Source organism: Pseudomonas sp. TE6288 (assembly GCF_054062095.1).
Genome location: NZ_JBSSEW010000003.1, coordinates 266,891 through 281,852, shown reverse-complemented (window position 1 = coordinate 281,852; position 14,962 = coordinate 266,891). Strand labels below are relative to the sequence as shown.

Here is a 14,962-nt window from a genome sequence, read left to right as displayed (position 1 = left end):
GGCTTCCATGAAAACGAAAGGCGCGCGGGGAAAATTAGGCCATTGCTCGTGGCCTTGCCAAAGGAGGGAAGCCCGCATGTCTTGCCGGGCTGCCACAGCGTACCTGGCAACACAGGCTACATCGCCTCGCTCCCCCACCCCAAGGCCTTGTACAGCGCAATCGCATCCAGATACGAGGCCGTCTCCGCCTCCGCCACCTCGCGCTTGATCGAGAACAGCGCACGCTGGTTCTCGAGCACCGCCAGGTAGGTGCCGGCGCCGCGCCGATAGCGCTTGTTGGCGATATCGATGGCCTCGCTGCCGTGCCCGGCGGAGGCCACCAGGCTTTGCAGCCGTGCCTGGTTGCGCACCAACTGCGTGACGGCGTTCTCCACTTCCTCGCGGGCCAACAGCACCGCCTGCTGGTAGCGCGCCTGGCTGCCCTCGGCCAGCGCCTCGCGCACCCGCAGGCGCGCACGGGCATTGCCCAGGCGCAAGGCCGGCCAGGTGACCATCGGCGCCAGCTCATAAGCACGGGCCGCGCTGCCCAGGTCGCCGCTGCGCAAGGCGAAGAAACCAATGAAACCGCCCAGGTCCAACCGTGGGTACAGCTCGGCGGTGGCCGCGCCGACATCCTCGGTGCTGGCCGCCAGCTCACGCTCGGCACTGACCACATCAGGTCGCTGGCCAATCAGCGCATCAACGTCACCCAGCGGCAACTGGCGCGCCAACGGCGGCAGGAACGGCGCGGCGCCCTGCTCCTGGCTGCCCGGCACCTGCCCGGTCAACACATCGAGGCGATAGCTGGCCTGCTCGATGGCCGCCTGCAACGGCGGTACCGCCGCCTCGCTGAGCAGCAGGTTGGCATGGGCGTTCTGCTGGTCTTCGTACTGGCCACTGCCGGCGCGCACCTGGGCGCTGGTCAGTTGCAGGGTCTCGCGCCAGGCCTCGACCTGATCCTCGGCCACCACCAGGCTGCGTTTGAGCCCGAGCTTGAGGTAGTAATTGCGCGCCACCTCGGCGGCGATGCTCAAGCGCACCTGGCGCAGGTCAGCCGCCGCCGCGTCGGCACGCGCCTCGGCGGCGTCGGTCAGGCGCTGCAGGCGGCCGAACAGGTCGATCTCCCACTGCACGTCGAATCCGGCGCGGTACTGCTCGGTGCGCATGCGCCGCGGGTCGCTGCCATCGACCGGTTGCTGCTGCTCCAGGCTCTGGTTGTAGCCAGCGCGGGCGGTGACCCAGGGGTAGCGGTCGAGGCTGCGGTCGTCGAACAGCGCCCGCGCCGCCAGCAGGTTGGCATGGGCCTGGCGGATATCGTGGTTGTTGACCAGGGCCTGGTCGACCAGACGCACCAGCTGCGGATCGTCGAAGAACCGCCACCACTGCTCCGGCATCTCGCCACGGGCGGCGAAGGCGGCGCGCTGCGGACTGTGCAGGCCACTGGCAGGTGCCTCGGGCTTGCGGTAGTCGGGGCCGACGCTGCAGGCCGACAAGGCCAGGGCCAGCAGGGATACGATGAATACCGGCTTCATGGCTGCCCCTCCAGGGTATCGGCCAACGATCGGGCCCGTGCCGAACGCGCCGTGCTGGCATGGTCACGGGCCAGCAGGCTGTAGATGGTCGGCAGCACGAACAGGGTGAACAAAGTGCCGACCAGCATCCCGGTGACAATCACCACGCCGAGCCCGAAGCGGCTGGCAGCACCGGCACCGGAGGCGAACAACAGCGGGATCAGCCCCACCACCATGGCCGCCGTGGTCATCAGGATCGGCCGCAAGCGGATCTGCGCTGCCTTGCCGATGGCCGTGCGCCGGTCCAGGTGCTGCTCGGCCTGCAAGGTGTTGGCAAATTCGACCATGAGGATGCCGTGCTTGCTGATCAGACCGATCAGCGTCACCAGGCCGATCTGCGTGTAGATGTTCACCGTGGCCACCCCCAGCGCCAGCGGTAGCAGGGCACCGCTGATCGACAGCGGCACGGTGATCAGGATGATCAGCGGATCGACCAGGCTTTCGTACTGCGCCGCCAGCACCAGGTAGATCACCACCACGGCGGCGAGGAAGGCCAGCATCAGGGCGTTGCCCTCCTGCTGGTACTGGCGCGCGTCGGACTGCCAGTCGATGCTGAAGCCCGCCGGCAGTTCGGCGGCGGCCTGCTCGAGGAAGGCCACGGTGTCGCCCAGGGTGACGCCAGCCGCCGGAATACCCTGGAAGGTCGCGGCGTTCTGCTGGTTGAACTGGGTCAGGCGGTTGGGCTCGACCTGCTCGCTGACCTGCACCACGGTGGACAGCGGCACCAGCCGGCCCTCCTCGCTGCGCACGTACTGCCGGGTCAGGGCCTGCGGGGTCAGGCGCTGGTCACGCGGGCTCTGCGCGATCACATCATAGGAGCGGCCATCCAGGCCGAAGCGGTTGAGGTAGTTCTCGCCCACCAGCACCGCCAGCGACTCGCCGATGTCCTGCATGCGGATACCCATGCTGTTGGCCTTGGCCCGGTCGACCCGCACCTGCACCACCGGGTTGTTGTAGTCCAGGTCGCTGTCGACCACGGCGAACAGGCCGCTCTGCCGCGCCTTGGCCTTGACCTGCTCCATGGTGTCGAACAGCACCCGGTAGTCCTGCGAGCTGCGCAGCACCATCTGCACCGGCAGGCCACCGGTGGAGCCCGGCAGCGCGGGCAGCTGGAAGGCGAAGATGCTGGTGCCCTCGACATCGTTCACCGCCGCCTGCAGGTCGAGCTGGATCTGCGAGGCATTGCGTTCGCGCTCGCCCCATGGCTGCAGGTTGATGCCGCCGATGCCCGAGGCGATGCCGTCGCTGCCGTTGATGATCCAGGTGCTGACGGTTTCCGGCAGGGTCCGGTAGACCGCATCGAGCTTGTCGGCGAAGCGCTCCACATAGGCCAGGTTGGCGTGCTGCGGCGCCTTGATCGCGGTGAGCAGCCCGGCCTGGTCCTCGGTCGGCGCCAGCTCGCGCTGCGGCAAGGCGTACAGCAGCGGCAGGCTGACCAGCACCAGCAAGGCGAAACCGACGCTGATCCAGCGGTGTTTCAGCGAGAAGCCCAGCACATGGGCGTAGCGCTCGGCCAGCCAGTCGAAGAAACGGTTGGCCGCATGGGCCATGCGCCCCTCGGACTGGCGGGCGTCGAGCAGGAACGAGCTCATCACTGGCGACAGGGTCAGGGCCACCACGCCGGAGACCACCACCGCCCCGGCCAGGGTCAGGGCGAACTCGCGGAACAGCGCGCCGGTCAGGCCGCCCATCATGCCGATCGGCGCGTACACCGCCGCCAGGGTGATGGTCATGGCGATCACCGGCCCGGCCACCTCACGGGCGCCGATCAATGCCGCCGCCACCGGCGTGCGCCCTTCCTCGATATGGCGGTGGACGTTCTCCACCACGACAATGGCGTCGTCCACCACCAGCCCCACCGCGAGCACCATGGCCAGCAGGGTGAGCAGATTGACGCTGAAACCGAAGGCCAGCATCAGCGCCGCGGCCCCGAGCATCGACAGCGGGATGGTCACCACCGGAATCAGCACCGTGCGCAGCGAGCCCAGGCACAGGTAGATCACCACCACGACGATTGCCAGGGCCTCAAGCAAGGTCTTGGTGACCTCGTCGATGGAGGCCTGGATGAAGCGCGCCGTCTCGAAGGCAAGCTCGGCCTTGACGTCCGGCGGCAGGGTCTGGCGAATCTGCGGCAGCAATTGGCGGATGCCGTCGACGATCACCAGCGGGTTGCCGCCCGGGGTGGCGAACAGCCCCAGATGCACCGCCGCTACGCCGTCCATGCTGGCGCTGGTCTCGGCCGAAGCCGCGCCCAGCTCGACCGTGCCGATATCGCGGATGCGCACCAGGCCGTTGCCGTCGTTGCGGATCACCAGCTCGCGGAAATCGCCGACCGAGGTCAGGTCGGTGTCGACGCGGATGTTGGCGATCACGTACTGGCCCTTCACCTTGCCCGGCGCCGCCTGGTAGTTGTTGCGGCGCACCGCCTCGGCCACGTCGGCCGCGGTCAGGCCCCGGGCGGCCAGGCGCGCCGGGTCGATCCACAGGCGCATGGACAGGGTCTGGCCGCCGAACACCTGGACCTTGGCCACGCCCTCGATGGTGCTGAGCAGCGGCTCGACCACCCGGGTGAGGTAGTCGGTCATGGCCGGGATCGGCAGGCTCGCGCTGGCGAAGCCGATGTAGGCCACCGCCGTGGACTCGCCCGCCGAGCGCTCGATCACCGGATCGTAGGCCCGCTCCGGCAGGCGGAAGCGCACCTGGTTGACCTTGGCCATCACCTCGGTGAGGGCCTGGGTCGAGTCGCGGTTCAGCTCCATGCGCACGGTCACCAGGCTACGGCCCTGCACCGACGAGGACGACAGGTAGTCGATACCTTCCACCGACGACACCGCCTGGGCGATCGGCTGGGTGACGAAACCCTGCATCAGCTCGGCGGGGGCGCCGGGGTACTCGGTGGTCACGGTGATGGTCGAGCTTTCCAGCAAGGGGTACTGGCGGATCGGCAACTGCAGCAGCGACAGCAGCCCCAGCAGCAGGATCAAGGTGCTGACCACCAGCGCCAGCACAGGCCGGCGCACGAACAGGTCGGTGAATGTCATGGCGTTTTCTCGCTGGGGTCAGGCGCCGCTGGCCGGGGCCTGCAGGGTGTCTTCGGTGGCTTGCACGGCGGCGCCGTCGCTCAGGCGCAACTGCCCGGACACCACTACCTGGTCGTCCTCGCGCAAGCCCTGCTCGATCACCACCCGCCCGGCCTGGCGTTCACCGGTACGCACTGCCACGCGCTGTACCACCAGGGCATCGGCGGCGGCATCGTGGCGGGCGATGAACACCGTGTCGCCGTAAGCGGTGTAGGCAACGGCGGTTTCCGGGACGGTCAGCACCTGGCCGTCATCGGGGCTGGCAACCTGCACGCTGGCATACATGCCGGCCGACAGGCGCGCATCGGGCTTGGCCAGGGTGGCCTGCACCTGCACCGTGCGCGAACGGCCGATCAAGGGGTCGATGGCGGTGATGTGCGCGGTGAAGGCCTTATCGGGGAACGCATCCAACCGCACCTCGACCGCCTGGCCGGTGCGCAGCTGGGCGCTGAGCTGCTCCTCGAGGGAGAAGTTGACGTACAGGCTGCGGGTGTCGATCAGGCTGACCACCGGGTCGCCGACATTGAGGTACTGGCCCTGGTTCACCCGGCGGATACCCAGGCGCCCGTCGAAGGGTGCGCGCACCGCCTTCTGGGCGATCACCGCCTCGGTACGGGCCAGCTCGCCCTGGGCCATGTCGCGGGCCGCCAGGGCGTTGTCCAGCTGTTCCTGGGTGGCGGCGTTCTCGCGCAGCAGGTCCTTGACGCGCCGGTAGTTGGTCCGCGCATTGTCCAGCTGGGCCTTCAGGCGCAGGCGCTCGGCCTGCTCCGGGGCATCGTTGAGGGTGACCAGCACATCACCCTTGCGCACCTGCTGGCCGGAGCTGAAGTTGATCGCCGTCACCCGCCCGCCGATCTCGGCCGACACCAGCACCTGGTGCACCGCCTCCAGCTCGCCGACGCCGGCGAAGGCGCGTTTCTGCGGTGCTTTCTGTACCGTGGCCAGGGCCACCTTGACCAGGTGCCGCGGCGCGGCTGCCGTGGCCTGGGCCTGCCCGGTGTGGCGCCAGGCCAGGCCACCGGCGGTGGCCAGGGCCAGCACCAGGGCACTGCCAAGTATTGCCTTGCTATTCATTGCGCGTCCTCGCCTCAGGCCCAATCCAGGTTGAACAGGAAGAACGCCAGGGTCGCCCACAGCACCAGCACCAGGTGGGTGAGCTGCAGGCCTTCCTGGCGTATCCAGTAGCCGAACCACAGGCCCCCGAGCAGCATGGCGAAAGTGAAGGCGAGGAAGGCGCCAAGTGCCAGGTTCAACCAGGCCCGGGCCAGGAGCGGATCCTGGGCGACGATCAGCCCATAGGTGCCGACCCAGGCCGCCAGGCTGGCGACGATCTGCAGCAGCAGGATCACCAGCAGCGCGGCGCGGGCCAAGCCTGCCGAATGACAGGCCCTGCGCAACAAGGGGAATTCGATGGCCGGCGGCTGGCGCAGTGGCGCCATGGCCAAGGTGGCGCCAATGGCGCCGACGGAGCTGGCGAAGGCCTGCAGGTTGTTCAATACCGCGATGCTCAGCCACAACGCCAGGCCCACGGCCTGGATGGCCTGGAACAGCCACAGGGAGGTGTGCAAATCCATATCAACGTCCGTATTGATGGCCTGGGCGGGACGCCAGGCAATTACACAAGAAAACGCTTGGATATTAGAGGCAGCCTTGCCGATACACAAGCGCCCCTATTACAGGGGCGCGTGTTGACAGGGAAGTTGATGCGGATCAGTCGGGAGACATTTGCAGGGCTGGAGGTGCCAGGAACCGGGATTCTTGGTCAATGGAATGCCTGCAAGAGCGGCTTTGACCGCTCCTGCAGAAGGCGTGGTTCACGCCTGCCCAGGCACCCGAGTCAGGGCTTCGCGAAAGCGCTGGGTACTGGCCAGCGCCAGCACCAGGCCGACAACCGCCACGCCGCCCCCCACCAGGCCGATATGCGCCACGCCCACCTGGCTGCTGACAATGCTGCCAAGCAACGCACCGCCACCGATACCGATGTTGTAGATACCGGAGAACAACGCCATGGCCACGTCGGTGGCATCCGAGGCAAGCTTGAGGGTCTTGGACTGCAAGGCCAGGCTGAAGCTCAGGATCGCCACGCCCCAGACCATGCTCAGGGCGGCGAACACCTGGAAATTGCCCGACAGCGGCAACAGCAGCAGCAGGCACGCGGCAAGCGCGCCGATGGCGCCCACCAGGAAGCCATGGGGGAAACGCTCGCTGTAGCGGCTGAACAACACCGAGCCGAACACGCCGGCACCGCCGTACAGCAACAGCAGCAACGTGGTGTGTTCGCCACTGATCCGTGCCACGTGCAGGGCGAAGGGTTCGATGTAGCTGTAGGCAGTGAACTGCGCGGTAATCACCAGGGTTACCAGCATGTAGGTGATCACCAGCGCCGGACGCTTGAACAGCACCGGCAGGCTGCGCAGCGAGCCGGAGTTCTGGCTCGGCAGCAGCGGCAGCGACTTCATCAGGCAGAGCATGGTCGCCAGCGCCACCCCGGCGATACACAGGAAGGTAATGCGCCAGCCCAGCGCCTCACCCACCACACGCCCCAGCGGGATGCCCATGACCATCGCCAGGGTGGTGCCGGTGGCCAGCAGGCCCAGCGCCTTGGCCTGCTGGCCGGGCGGCGCCACGCGCACCGCCAGCGACGCGGTGATGGCCCAGAACACGGCATGGGCCAGGGCGATGCCGATGCGGCTGACCAGCAGCATGGCGAAGCTCTGCGACAGCCACGACATCAGGTGGCTGACGATGAACACCAGGAACACCAGCAGCAGCAGGCGGCGGCGTTCGATGTTGCGGGTCACCAGCATCATCGGCAGCGAGGCCAGTGCCACCACCCAGGCGTAGATGGTCAGCATCAGGCCGACCTGTGCGGTAGTCATCTCGAAGCTGCGGCCGATATCGCTGAGCAGCGCCACCGGGACGAACTCGGTGGTATTGAAGATGAACGCCGCCAGCGCCAGGGCGATGACGCTCAGCCAACTGCCGCTGCCGGCGGTGGGAGGCATGGAGGTGGGGACGGGACCATTCATGTGAAGATGTTTTTCTCCGCGGACAAGGCAACAGGACGCGCATCGCCTGCCCAGGTTCCAGGCCGGTGACGCACGTTTTCTTATTGAAAGGATGTCCGGCATGGTACGCATCAAGGCCGAGCCTCACAACCGCGGGCGCGGACGGAGTACCATGCGCGCCTGCGTGCACCCTTTTGTCGCACATCACCTACCCTGCGGAACAAGGAGTTCGATCCGCCCATGGACAAGCAGCACCCCCAGCAGCAATGGCGCGAGGCGGTCATCGCCTATGCCGAGGCCATCAACCGCTATGTCGCGCAGGGCCGCGCGCAAGGCTGGGACGATCTGGAGGAACCACAGGCGCCGGCCACCGAGCACCTGCTCGACGCCTGGCAGGCGGCGCTGCTGGCCATAAACCGCCCGGGCACCGACGAACAGCAACGCCAGTTGTTCCGCGAAGCCTGGCCCCCGGCGCATCTGCCGCTGTTGCCATTGCTCGACGAACAGGCCCAGGGCATCGGCAACCTGCTGCTGCTCGACGACGGCAGCCTGCTGGTGCGCATCGGCATGCCGTTCGAGCGCGGCCAGGTGCTGCGCCTCGACGACCAGGGCGTCACCCCGGTGATCGGTGTCGAGCACTTCGGGCGCTGCCCAGGGCGGCGCTACTTCGCCCTAGGCAACGCCGAGGGGGTACGCGTGACCGATGGCTGGGGTGGCCCGCAAGTGGCCCGGCTGGCCTGGCCCCATGGTCTGGAAGGGTTACCGGCGGGTTACCCGTTCGACCCCTTCGACCTGCCGCCGACGCCCACTGCGCTGCTGCCCTTCCCCGATGGCCAGCGAGTCCTGCTGGTCAGCAGCGACGGCATCTTCGTGCTTGCCGCCGCTGGTGCCACGCGCCTGCTGCCACGCGAGGACGATATTCTCGAGGAGCTGCGCCAGGGCACTGACCCGGACGACATCGCCCTGGGCCTGACGATGGCACATGCCGCGCTGTCACCGGACGGCAGGCTGGTCGCCCTGGGCGAACAATGCGGCCGTCACCTGGTGCTCGACGAGCAGTTCAGGCGCATCGCAGAGGTCGGCCCGGCCAGCGAGTACCCGCACTTCGCGCTGTTCAACCGCCGGGGCGACCAGCTGATCCTCAATGCCTGCCACTTCTATCAGGGTGGCACCGTCGGCGTGCGGTTGGCCGACCTGCCGGGGCTGGATACCGGTTTCTACAGCAATGATCCGCGCACGCCACTGCTGCAGGACGGCGCAAGGGTCTACGCCGGGGTGGCCCGCGATGGCGAATACATCGTCGGTGACGCCCATGGCTACCTGCGCGCCTTCGGCGAGGACGGCCACGAGCACTGGCAGCACTATCTTGGTTCGACCATCAGCGCGATGGACATCAGCGCCGACGGCCGCACCCTGGTGGTGGCCAGCCATGCCGGGTTCATTTCGCAGATCGCCCTGGACCGTGGCCGACCGCAGTGGCAGATCGGCACGGGGGCGCATGGCGAGGTGCGCCGCTGGTTGTGCTGGAAAGGGTTCGACCGGCCGCTGGCCTGGTAGATCGCTGGCGCGGGCCTGCGGCAACGAATCCGTCTCAGGAAGCCGCCGTCGCCTGCCCGCCCTCCTCGACCCGCGCCGCATAACGCTGCGCCAGCACCGCGCAGACCATCAGCTGGATCTGGTGGAACAGCATCAACGGCAGGATCATTGCCCCAATGCCACCGCCGACGAACAGCACCTGGGCCATGGGCACGCCGGTTGCCAGGCTCTTCTTGGAACCTGCGAAGAGAATGGTGATGCGGTCCTCGACATTGAAGCCCAGCAGCCGCCCGAGCAGCCGCGTGCCGAGCAGCACCACCGCCAGCAGGATCCCGCACACGGCGAACAGGCCCGCCAGGTGCTGCGGCGACACCGTGTGCCACAACCCGGTCACCACCGCCTCGCTGAAGGCGGTGTACACCACCAGCAGGATCGAGCCCTGGTCCACCAGCTTCAGCCAGCGCGCATTGCGCTGGACCCAGGCACCAATCCAGCGGCGGGCGATCTGCCCGGCGACGAAAGGCACCAGCAACTGCAGGGTGATCTTCAGCACCGCATCCAGCCCGGAGCCGGTGTCGCCCGAAGCGCCCAGCAACAGCATCACCAGCAGCGGCGTGAGGAAGATCCCCAGCAGGCTCGAGGCCGCCGCGCTGCAGATCGCCGCAGGCACGTTGCCACGGGCCAGCGAGGTAAAGGCGATGGCCGACTGCACCGTGGCCGGCAAGGCGCACAGGTAGAGCACGCCCAGGTACAGCTCATTGCCCACCAGCGGCACGAACAGCGGCTTGAACGCCAGCCCCAGCAGCGGGAACAGCACGAAGGTGCAGGAGAACACCAGCAGGTGCAGGCGCCAGTGGCCGGCACCGGCGATGATCGCCTCGCGCGACAGCTTGGCGCCGTGCAGGAAGAACAGCAGGCCGATGGCCAGGTTGGTCAGCCAGCCGAACAGCACCGCGCCCTCGCCGGAACACGGCAGCACGGTGGCGATGAACACCACCCCGAGCAGGGCCAGGGTGAAGTTGTCGAACAGCATGCGCAAATATCTCATCACAGATTCCGCCTTGTCTTTGTGCAAGCCTGGACGATAAGGTCTCGGCCTTTAAGCCGCTAACGCCGGAACCCCCGTCAGTGTCGCCCAACGGACAACCCGGCGGCTGAATCACGAAAAGGAACCTTGCACCATGAAACGTCCCCCGCACCTGCTGGTGGCCACTGCCCTGACGCTGGCCGCGCCACCACTGTTGGCAGGCGACCTGCAGCACAGCGTCGATGGCGTCATCCAGCCGCTGATGCGCGAGCACGGCATCGCCGGCATGGCCGTGGCAGTGTATGCCAATGGCCAATCGCATTATTTCAACTACGGCCTGGCCGACAAGGCCCGCGGCCAGGCAGTGACCCGCGATACGTTGTTCGAGGTCGGCTCGGTGAGCAAGACCTACACCGCCACCCTCGCCGCCCTGGCCAGCGCCGAGGGCAAGCTCGACCTCGCGGCGCCCGCCAGCCGCTACCAGCCCGCCCTGGCCAAGGCGCCGATCGGCAGCGCCAGTGTGCTTGAGCTGGGCGCCTACAGCGGCGACTGCCTGCCGCTGCAGTTTCCCGACGAGGTGCAAACGCCTGAACAGACCCTGGCCTGGTTGCAGCACTGGCAACGCCGCGCCGAACCCGGCACCCAGCGCTGCTACTCGAACCCCAGCCTGGGCCTGTTCGGCGACCTGGCGGCGCGTGCGCAACAGCGGCCATTCGCCGAGCTGATGACCCAGGGGCTGCTGCCTCGGTTGGGCCTCGAGCATACCTACCTGGAAGTACCGGCCAACCTCCGGGGCCTCTATGCCCAGGGCTACGACGCCAAGGACAAGCCTGTGCGAGTCAGCCCGGGCCCTTACGCCGAGCAGGCCTACGGCATCAAGACCAGCGCCAGCGACCTGTTGCGCTATGTCCAGTTGCAACTGCAACCGGCCGCGCTCGACCCTGCCCTGCGCCAGGCCATCGCCATCACCCAGGCCGGCTACTTCCAGGTCGGCGCCATGACCCAGGGCCTGGGCTGGGAGCGCTATCCCTATCCGGTCGCCCTCGACACCCTGCTGGACTACAACGGCGCCAGGCTGGTCCGCGAGCCCAACGCCACCCACGCGCTGACCCCGGCACTGCCCGCCGAACCCGCCGCCTGGTACAACAAAACCGGCGCAACCAGCGGTTTTGGCGCCTACGTGGCATTCGTGCCGTCGAAACAGATGGGCATCGTACTGCTGGCCAACCGCAACTACCCCAACGAGGAGCGGGTACGTGTCGCGCAACGCATCCTCTCAAGCCTGGAGCCATGACGGCCGATTCCCGACGCCGGCGAACGGACTCGACAGACACAACGAAGAGGATTGTCCGACAAGATGTAGTGACTAAAAATAATCACTACAAAACGGTTGACGCCCTTCCCGCGCCTTGGGCATGATGAGGCCGTCTCCCTGATCGGGAGCGGTGGCAAGGGTGTTCCAGACGGTCTGCGCGGTAACGCAGGCCGTCCGTGGAGAGGGAAACTGCCCAGAAGGCAGCGTGAGAAAGCCCCTGTTGCGAAGCTGCTGTAGCAGCCTTGGTTAGCGCGCTACATGGTGTGGCGCCAATGTGAACTTCAGACGAACTTCACCAACGAATGTGAGTAATGGGGGCTTTATGATGAACTTGAACAACAATCCAACCATCGACCAACTGGCCCAGCTGTTCGCCGCGCGCAAGGACAGCCTCGACGACCACCTGCTGTGGGTCAGCCAATCCGGCGAGGTCCGCCTGGATCGCCTGCCGCCGAACACGGTCGAAGACGAGTTCGAATCGCACATGCCCAGCATGCGCGCCCGTTTCAAGGTCTACCGCCGTGGCCAGGGCTACGTCGGCAAGAAGGCCGCCGCCGACACCTCCTTCGTCGGTCGCGTACTCGAGACCCTGCAACAAGAATGGCCGACCGCCCGCGAGCGGCAGGCAATCAAGGTGATCGACGCGTTGAACTGATCCCGCGGCTTTACACCGTTTCTTGAGCCCGGCCCGACAAAGGCCGGGCTTTTTCATGCCTGGCGCCTGCGCGGCATCGCTTCGGGCAGCGGCAAGGCGCCCGTGGCCAGGGCGCGGGCACGGTCAACGCCCCACACCAGGGCCCGTGTCATGGTTTCGCCCGGACGCGAGGGGTAGTACTCCTCCAGCAGTGCCTTGCCGTCGCGGGCGTACAGCCCGAGAAACAGCTGCGTGGCGCCAACCCTGGACAGGCGCACCTGCACATCGATGCTGGTGCCGTCGCTCAACTCCTCGTCATGGCTGCGGCTGTGCAACTGCGCATCGGCCCATTGCCAGTAGGTCTCTTCCCTGATTCGCATTGAAGTCGATACTCCGTGTCTGACATGCCGCGCAAGAAAAGCACAGCCTCGAGCCGGCGGCGAGGGGGACGCGCCGATACCATGAGCGGGATCAAGAAATGGCGGGAAATGCGTGCCGTTGGGCGGTTTTGCAGTGTTCGGACCAACATGATCGCGGGGCAAGCCCGCCCCCACAGATTTCTAGCAAGGTCTGTGGGAGCGGGCTTGCCCCGCTAATGTGCTGTTTCACTTTTTCGACGGGACACGCGGCGTGAACCGCCCCTTCTTGGCCCGTTGCAGGTGCGCCGGCTGCAGTTGCTCCGATTCGTCCAGGGTCATGTTGGCAAAGCCCAGGCGCAAGGCCGCTTGCCCGCAGCGCACCTGGCTGTTGATCGGAAACGCATCGTTCAGGTCTTCAAAAAAAGATTCGCTCATGCCCTGACTCCCTCCAATGGCGACCGTGCCGGCAGGCAATGCACCTGCCTAGTGAAGCAGCGGCCCGTTGAAGTGAGACTAGTCGGTCATTTACAGACCAGCCGGACAAAACCTCCTTGCCCGACCAGTGGCAACTGGCCTTACTTCAACCGCACCGCCGTACCGGTGGCGAACACCACGACCATGCCGCCCTGCACCGACGGCATGCTGATCTCGAAGTCCACGCCTACCACCGCATCGGCTTGCAACTGCCGTGCCCGCGCCACAAGCTCCTCGGTGGCCTGCTCGCGGGCCAGCTTCAGCGCACTCTCCAGGGTCTGCGAACGGCCACCGAAGAAGTCGCGAAAGCGTGCGAAGAAATCGCGCACGAAGTTGATCCCCTGCACCGATTCGGCGCTGACCACACCGAGGTATTCGGCAACGGGGCGGCCTTCGAGCTGGCTGGTGGTGCTGATGATCATGGGTGAAGCTCCTGGAACAAGACAAAAGAGCACGATCCTAACAAATCCACTGCAGCCAAATTACACAAGCAACTTCTTGAATAATGATTTTCCGGCTCCTAGACTCCCAACGCAGGATCACGCAAGGAGCCTTCATGACCGCCATCCCCGAACAGCCCCCCGCACGCTGGAGCGAACTGCTCAGCGGCGGCAACGCGCTGCGCTCGATCGCCCTGGCCGGCGGGGTCGCCCTGCACGCCGTCAATGTCTATATCGTCACCACGCTGCTGCCCACGGTGATCGACGAAATCGGCGGGTTGGCCTTCTATGCCTGGAACACCACCTTGTTCGTGGTGGCCTCGATCATCGGCTCGACCCTTTCCACCCGTTTGCTCGCTCGCGGCGGGCCACGGGTCGCCTATCTGCTCGCACTGCTGGTGTTCACCCTCGGTTCGGCAGTGTGCGCAATGGCCACCAGCATGCCGCTGCTGCTGGTCGGGCGCAGCGTGCAGGGCCTGGGCGGTGGCATCCTGTTCGCCTTGAGCTATGCACTGATCCACCTGGTGTTCGAGACCCGCCTGTGGCCCCGCGCCATGGCCCTGGTCTCGGCAATGTGGGGGGTGGCCACGCTGTGCGGCCCGGCCGTGGGCGGCGTGTTCGCCGAGGGCGGGCACTGGCGCTGGGCATTCTGGTCGCTACTGCCGGTGGCCGCCGCCCTGGCGCTGATCGTCTGCCTGCGTCTGCCGGCGCGCCAGGCGCTGGACGACAATGGCGCACGCCCGGCCTATGGCCTGATCGCCTGCCTGGTGGCCTCGGTGTTGGCGATCTGCGCGGCCAGCCTGGCCGACTCATTGTGGGTCAATCTGGCCGGGATCGTCGCCGGGCTGGCCATCGCCGCGCTGATCGCCCGCCTCGATCCCCGTGCCCGTCACCACCTGCTGCCCACCGGCGCCTACAGTCTCAGGCAACCGATGGGCGCGCTGTTCGCCATGATGTGCCTGCTGGTGGCGGCCATCACCACCGAGATCTATGTGCCCTATTTCCTCCAGCGCATCCATGGCTTCGGCCCCCTGGCCGCGGGCTACCTGACGGCCGTGATGGCCGCCGGCTGGACGGTCGGCGCCCTGGCCAGCGCCGGGCGTGACCGCGATGGCGGCGCCTGGCAGATCCGCTGCGGCCCGCTGCTGGTGGTCCTGGCGCTACTGGCCCTGGCTCTGCTGACACCCGCCGTGACGTGGGTGGCCAGCACGCCGGGCCTGGCCGTGTTTGCCCTGGCCCTGGCCGGCGTGGGCCTGGGCATCGGCCTGGGCTGGCCGCACTTGCTTACCCGCGTGCTGCAAGCGGCGCGCCCCGGCGAGGAAAACCTCGCTTCGGCCTCGATCACCACCGTGCAGCTGTATGCCACCGCGCTGGCCGCGGCCCTGGCCGGCCTGGTAGCCAACAGCGCCGGGCTGGTCGAGCCCGGTGGCGTCGAGGGCGCGCGCCGGGCGGCATTGTGGCTGTTCGCCGTATTCGCCTGCGCACCGCTGCTGGCCCTGCCATTGGCGCTGCGCCTCACCTCTGAACGCAAGGAGTGAC

At 67.1% G+C, this 14,962-nt stretch carries 13 protein-coding genes; 4 read left to right on the top strand and 9 right to left on the bottom strand.

The annotated features are described in order from the left end of the window. Positions 1-116: 116 nt before the first annotated feature. The 5 genes from ACVWY1_RS04680 to ACVWY1_RS04660 form a co-directional block, all read right to left on the bottom strand. A complete protein-coding gene (locus ACVWY1_RS04680) occupies positions 117-1,511 on the bottom strand; it encodes an efflux transporter outer membrane subunit (RefSeq protein ID WP_457377855.1) in 1,395 nt (464 codons plus the stop codon). Further along, positions 1,508-4,591 carry a MexW/MexI family multidrug efflux RND transporter permease subunit gene (locus ACVWY1_RS04675; RefSeq protein ID WP_457377854.1) on the bottom strand — a complete coding sequence of 1,028 codons (3,084 nt, stop codon included), beginning with the start codon at positions 4,589-4,591 and terminating at the stop codon, positions 1,508-1,510. Before ACVWY1_RS04675 ends, ACVWY1_RS04680 begins: the two co-directional genes overlap by 4 nt. 18 nt (positions 4,592-4,609) lie before the next feature. After that, entirely contained in the window at positions 4,610-5,704 is a 1,095-nt protein-coding gene (locus tag ACVWY1_RS04670) for an efflux RND transporter periplasmic adaptor subunit (protein WP_457377853.1), read from the bottom strand. Between the two features lie 14 nt (positions 5,705-5,718). Further along, a complete protein-coding gene (locus ACVWY1_RS04665) occupies positions 5,719-6,204 on the bottom strand; it encodes a DUF2165 family protein (RefSeq protein ID WP_110701571.1) in 486 nt (161 codons plus the stop codon). A gap of 240 nt (positions 6,205-6,444) precedes the next feature. Further along, positions 6,445-7,659, bottom strand: a complete 1,215-nt coding sequence (locus tag ACVWY1_RS04660) for a sugar transporter (RefSeq protein ID WP_102685047.1) — start codon at positions 7,657-7,659, stop codon at positions 6,445-6,447. A gap of 219 nt (positions 7,660-7,878) precedes the next feature. Between ACVWY1_RS04660 and ACVWY1_RS04655 the strand changes: the two genes are divergently transcribed. Next, positions 7,879-9,195 carry a hypothetical protein gene (locus tag ACVWY1_RS04655; protein WP_258600547.1) on the top strand — a complete coding sequence of 439 codons (1,317 nt, stop codon included), beginning with the start codon at positions 7,879-7,881 and terminating at the stop codon, positions 9,193-9,195. 34 nt (positions 9,196-9,229) lie between these two features. On the opposite strand, the gene ACVWY1_RS04650 is transcribed toward ACVWY1_RS04655, so the two are convergent. Then, a complete protein-coding gene (locus tag ACVWY1_RS04650) occupies positions 9,230-10,222 on the bottom strand; it encodes a bile acid:sodium symporter family protein (protein WP_102685049.1) in 993 nt (330 codons plus the stop codon). A gap of 133 nt (positions 10,223-10,355) precedes the next feature. On the opposite strand from ACVWY1_RS04650, the gene ampC reads away from it, so the two are divergent. Continuing rightward, positions 10,356-11,495: a class C beta-lactamase gene (gene ampC / locus ACVWY1_RS04645; RefSeq protein WP_457377852.1), complete on the top strand. Its 1,140-nt coding sequence runs from the start codon at positions 10,356-10,358 to the stop codon at positions 11,493-11,495. A gap of 343 nt (positions 11,496-11,838) precedes the next feature. Next, complete coding sequence (locus ACVWY1_RS04640) at positions 11,839-12,171, top strand: hypothetical protein (protein ID WP_046855208.1); 333 nt, start codon at positions 11,839-11,841, stop codon at positions 12,169-12,171. A gap of 53 nt (positions 12,172-12,224) precedes the next feature. Here the strand turns inward: ACVWY1_RS04640 and ACVWY1_RS04635 are convergent, their stop codons facing one another. From ACVWY1_RS04635 to ACVWY1_RS04625, 3 genes are all read right to left on the bottom strand, one after another. Further along, positions 12,225-12,530, bottom strand: a complete 306-nt coding sequence (locus ACVWY1_RS04635) for a hypothetical protein (protein ID WP_139670384.1) — start codon at positions 12,528-12,530, stop codon at positions 12,225-12,227. 225 nt (positions 12,531-12,755) lie between these two features. Then, positions 12,756-12,944, bottom strand: coding sequence for a hypothetical protein (locus ACVWY1_RS04630; protein ID WP_023632482.1), 189 nt, complete (start codon positions 12,942-12,944; stop codon positions 12,756-12,758). Positions 12,945-13,084: 140 nt separating this feature from the next. Continuing rightward, the gene (locus ACVWY1_RS04625; RefSeq protein WP_023632483.1) at positions 13,085-13,405 is read right to left on the bottom strand and encodes a YbjQ family protein; all 321 of its coding nucleotides are present in this window, start codon (positions 13,403-13,405) and stop codon (positions 13,085-13,087) included. Positions 13,406-13,539: 134 nt separating this feature from the next. On the opposite strand from ACVWY1_RS04625, the gene ACVWY1_RS04620 reads away from it, so the two are divergent. Beyond that, positions 13,540-14,961 (top strand): MFS transporter, encoded by a 1,422-nt coding sequence (locus tag ACVWY1_RS04620; RefSeq protein WP_457377851.1) that lies wholly within the window; start codon positions 13,540-13,542, stop codon positions 14,959-14,961. Position 14,962 lies beyond the last annotated feature (1 nt).

What these genes read in the sequence shown, in the direction of transcription:
- ACVWY1_RS04620 (WP_457377851.1), top strand. Translation starts at nt 13,540, where the DNA reads ATGACCGCCATCCCCGAACAGCCCCCCGCACGCTGGAGCGAACTGCTC.
- ACVWY1_RS04670 (WP_457377853.1), bottom strand. Translation starts at nt 5,704, where the DNA reads ATGAATAGCAAGGCAATACTTGGCAGTGCCCTGGTGCTGGCCCTGGCC.
- ACVWY1_RS04630 (WP_023632482.1), bottom strand. Translation starts at nt 12,944, where the DNA reads ATGAGCGAATCTTTTTTTGAAGACCTGAACGATGCGTTTCCGATCAAC.
- ACVWY1_RS04640 (WP_046855208.1), top strand. Translation starts at nt 11,839, where the DNA reads ATGATGAACTTGAACAACAATCCAACCATCGACCAACTGGCCCAGCTG.
- ACVWY1_RS04655 (WP_258600547.1), top strand. Translation starts at nt 7,879, where the DNA reads ATGGACAAGCAGCACCCCCAGCAGCAATGGCGCGAGGCGGTCATCGCC.
- ACVWY1_RS04660 (WP_102685047.1), bottom strand. Translation starts at nt 7,659, where the DNA reads ATGAATGGTCCCGTCCCCACCTCCATGCCTCCCACCGCCGGCAGCGGC.
- ampC (WP_457377852.1), top strand. Translation starts at nt 10,356, where the DNA reads ATGAAACGTCCCCCGCACCTGCTGGTGGCCACTGCCCTGACGCTGGCC.
- ACVWY1_RS04650 (WP_102685049.1), bottom strand. Translation starts at nt 10,222, where the DNA reads ATGAGATATTTGCGCATGCTGTTCGACAACTTCACCCTGGCCCTGCTC.
- ACVWY1_RS04625 (WP_023632483.1), bottom strand. Translation starts at nt 13,405, where the DNA reads ATGATCATCAGCACCACCAGCCAGCTCGAAGGCCGCCCCGTTGCCGAA.
- ACVWY1_RS04680 (WP_457377855.1), bottom strand. Translation starts at nt 1,511, where the DNA reads ATGAAGCCGGTATTCATCGTATCCCTGCTGGCCCTGGCCTTGTCGGCC.
- ACVWY1_RS04665 (WP_110701571.1), bottom strand. Translation starts at nt 6,204, where the DNA reads ATGGATTTGCACACCTCCCTGTGGCTGTTCCAGGCCATCCAGGCCGTG.
- ACVWY1_RS04635 (WP_139670384.1), bottom strand. Translation starts at nt 12,530, where the DNA reads ATGCGAATCAGGGAAGAGACCTACTGGCAATGGGCCGATGCGCAGTTG.
- ACVWY1_RS04675 (WP_457377854.1), bottom strand. Translation starts at nt 4,591, where the DNA reads ATGACATTCACCGACCTGTTCGTGCGCCGGCCTGTGCTGGCGCTGGTG.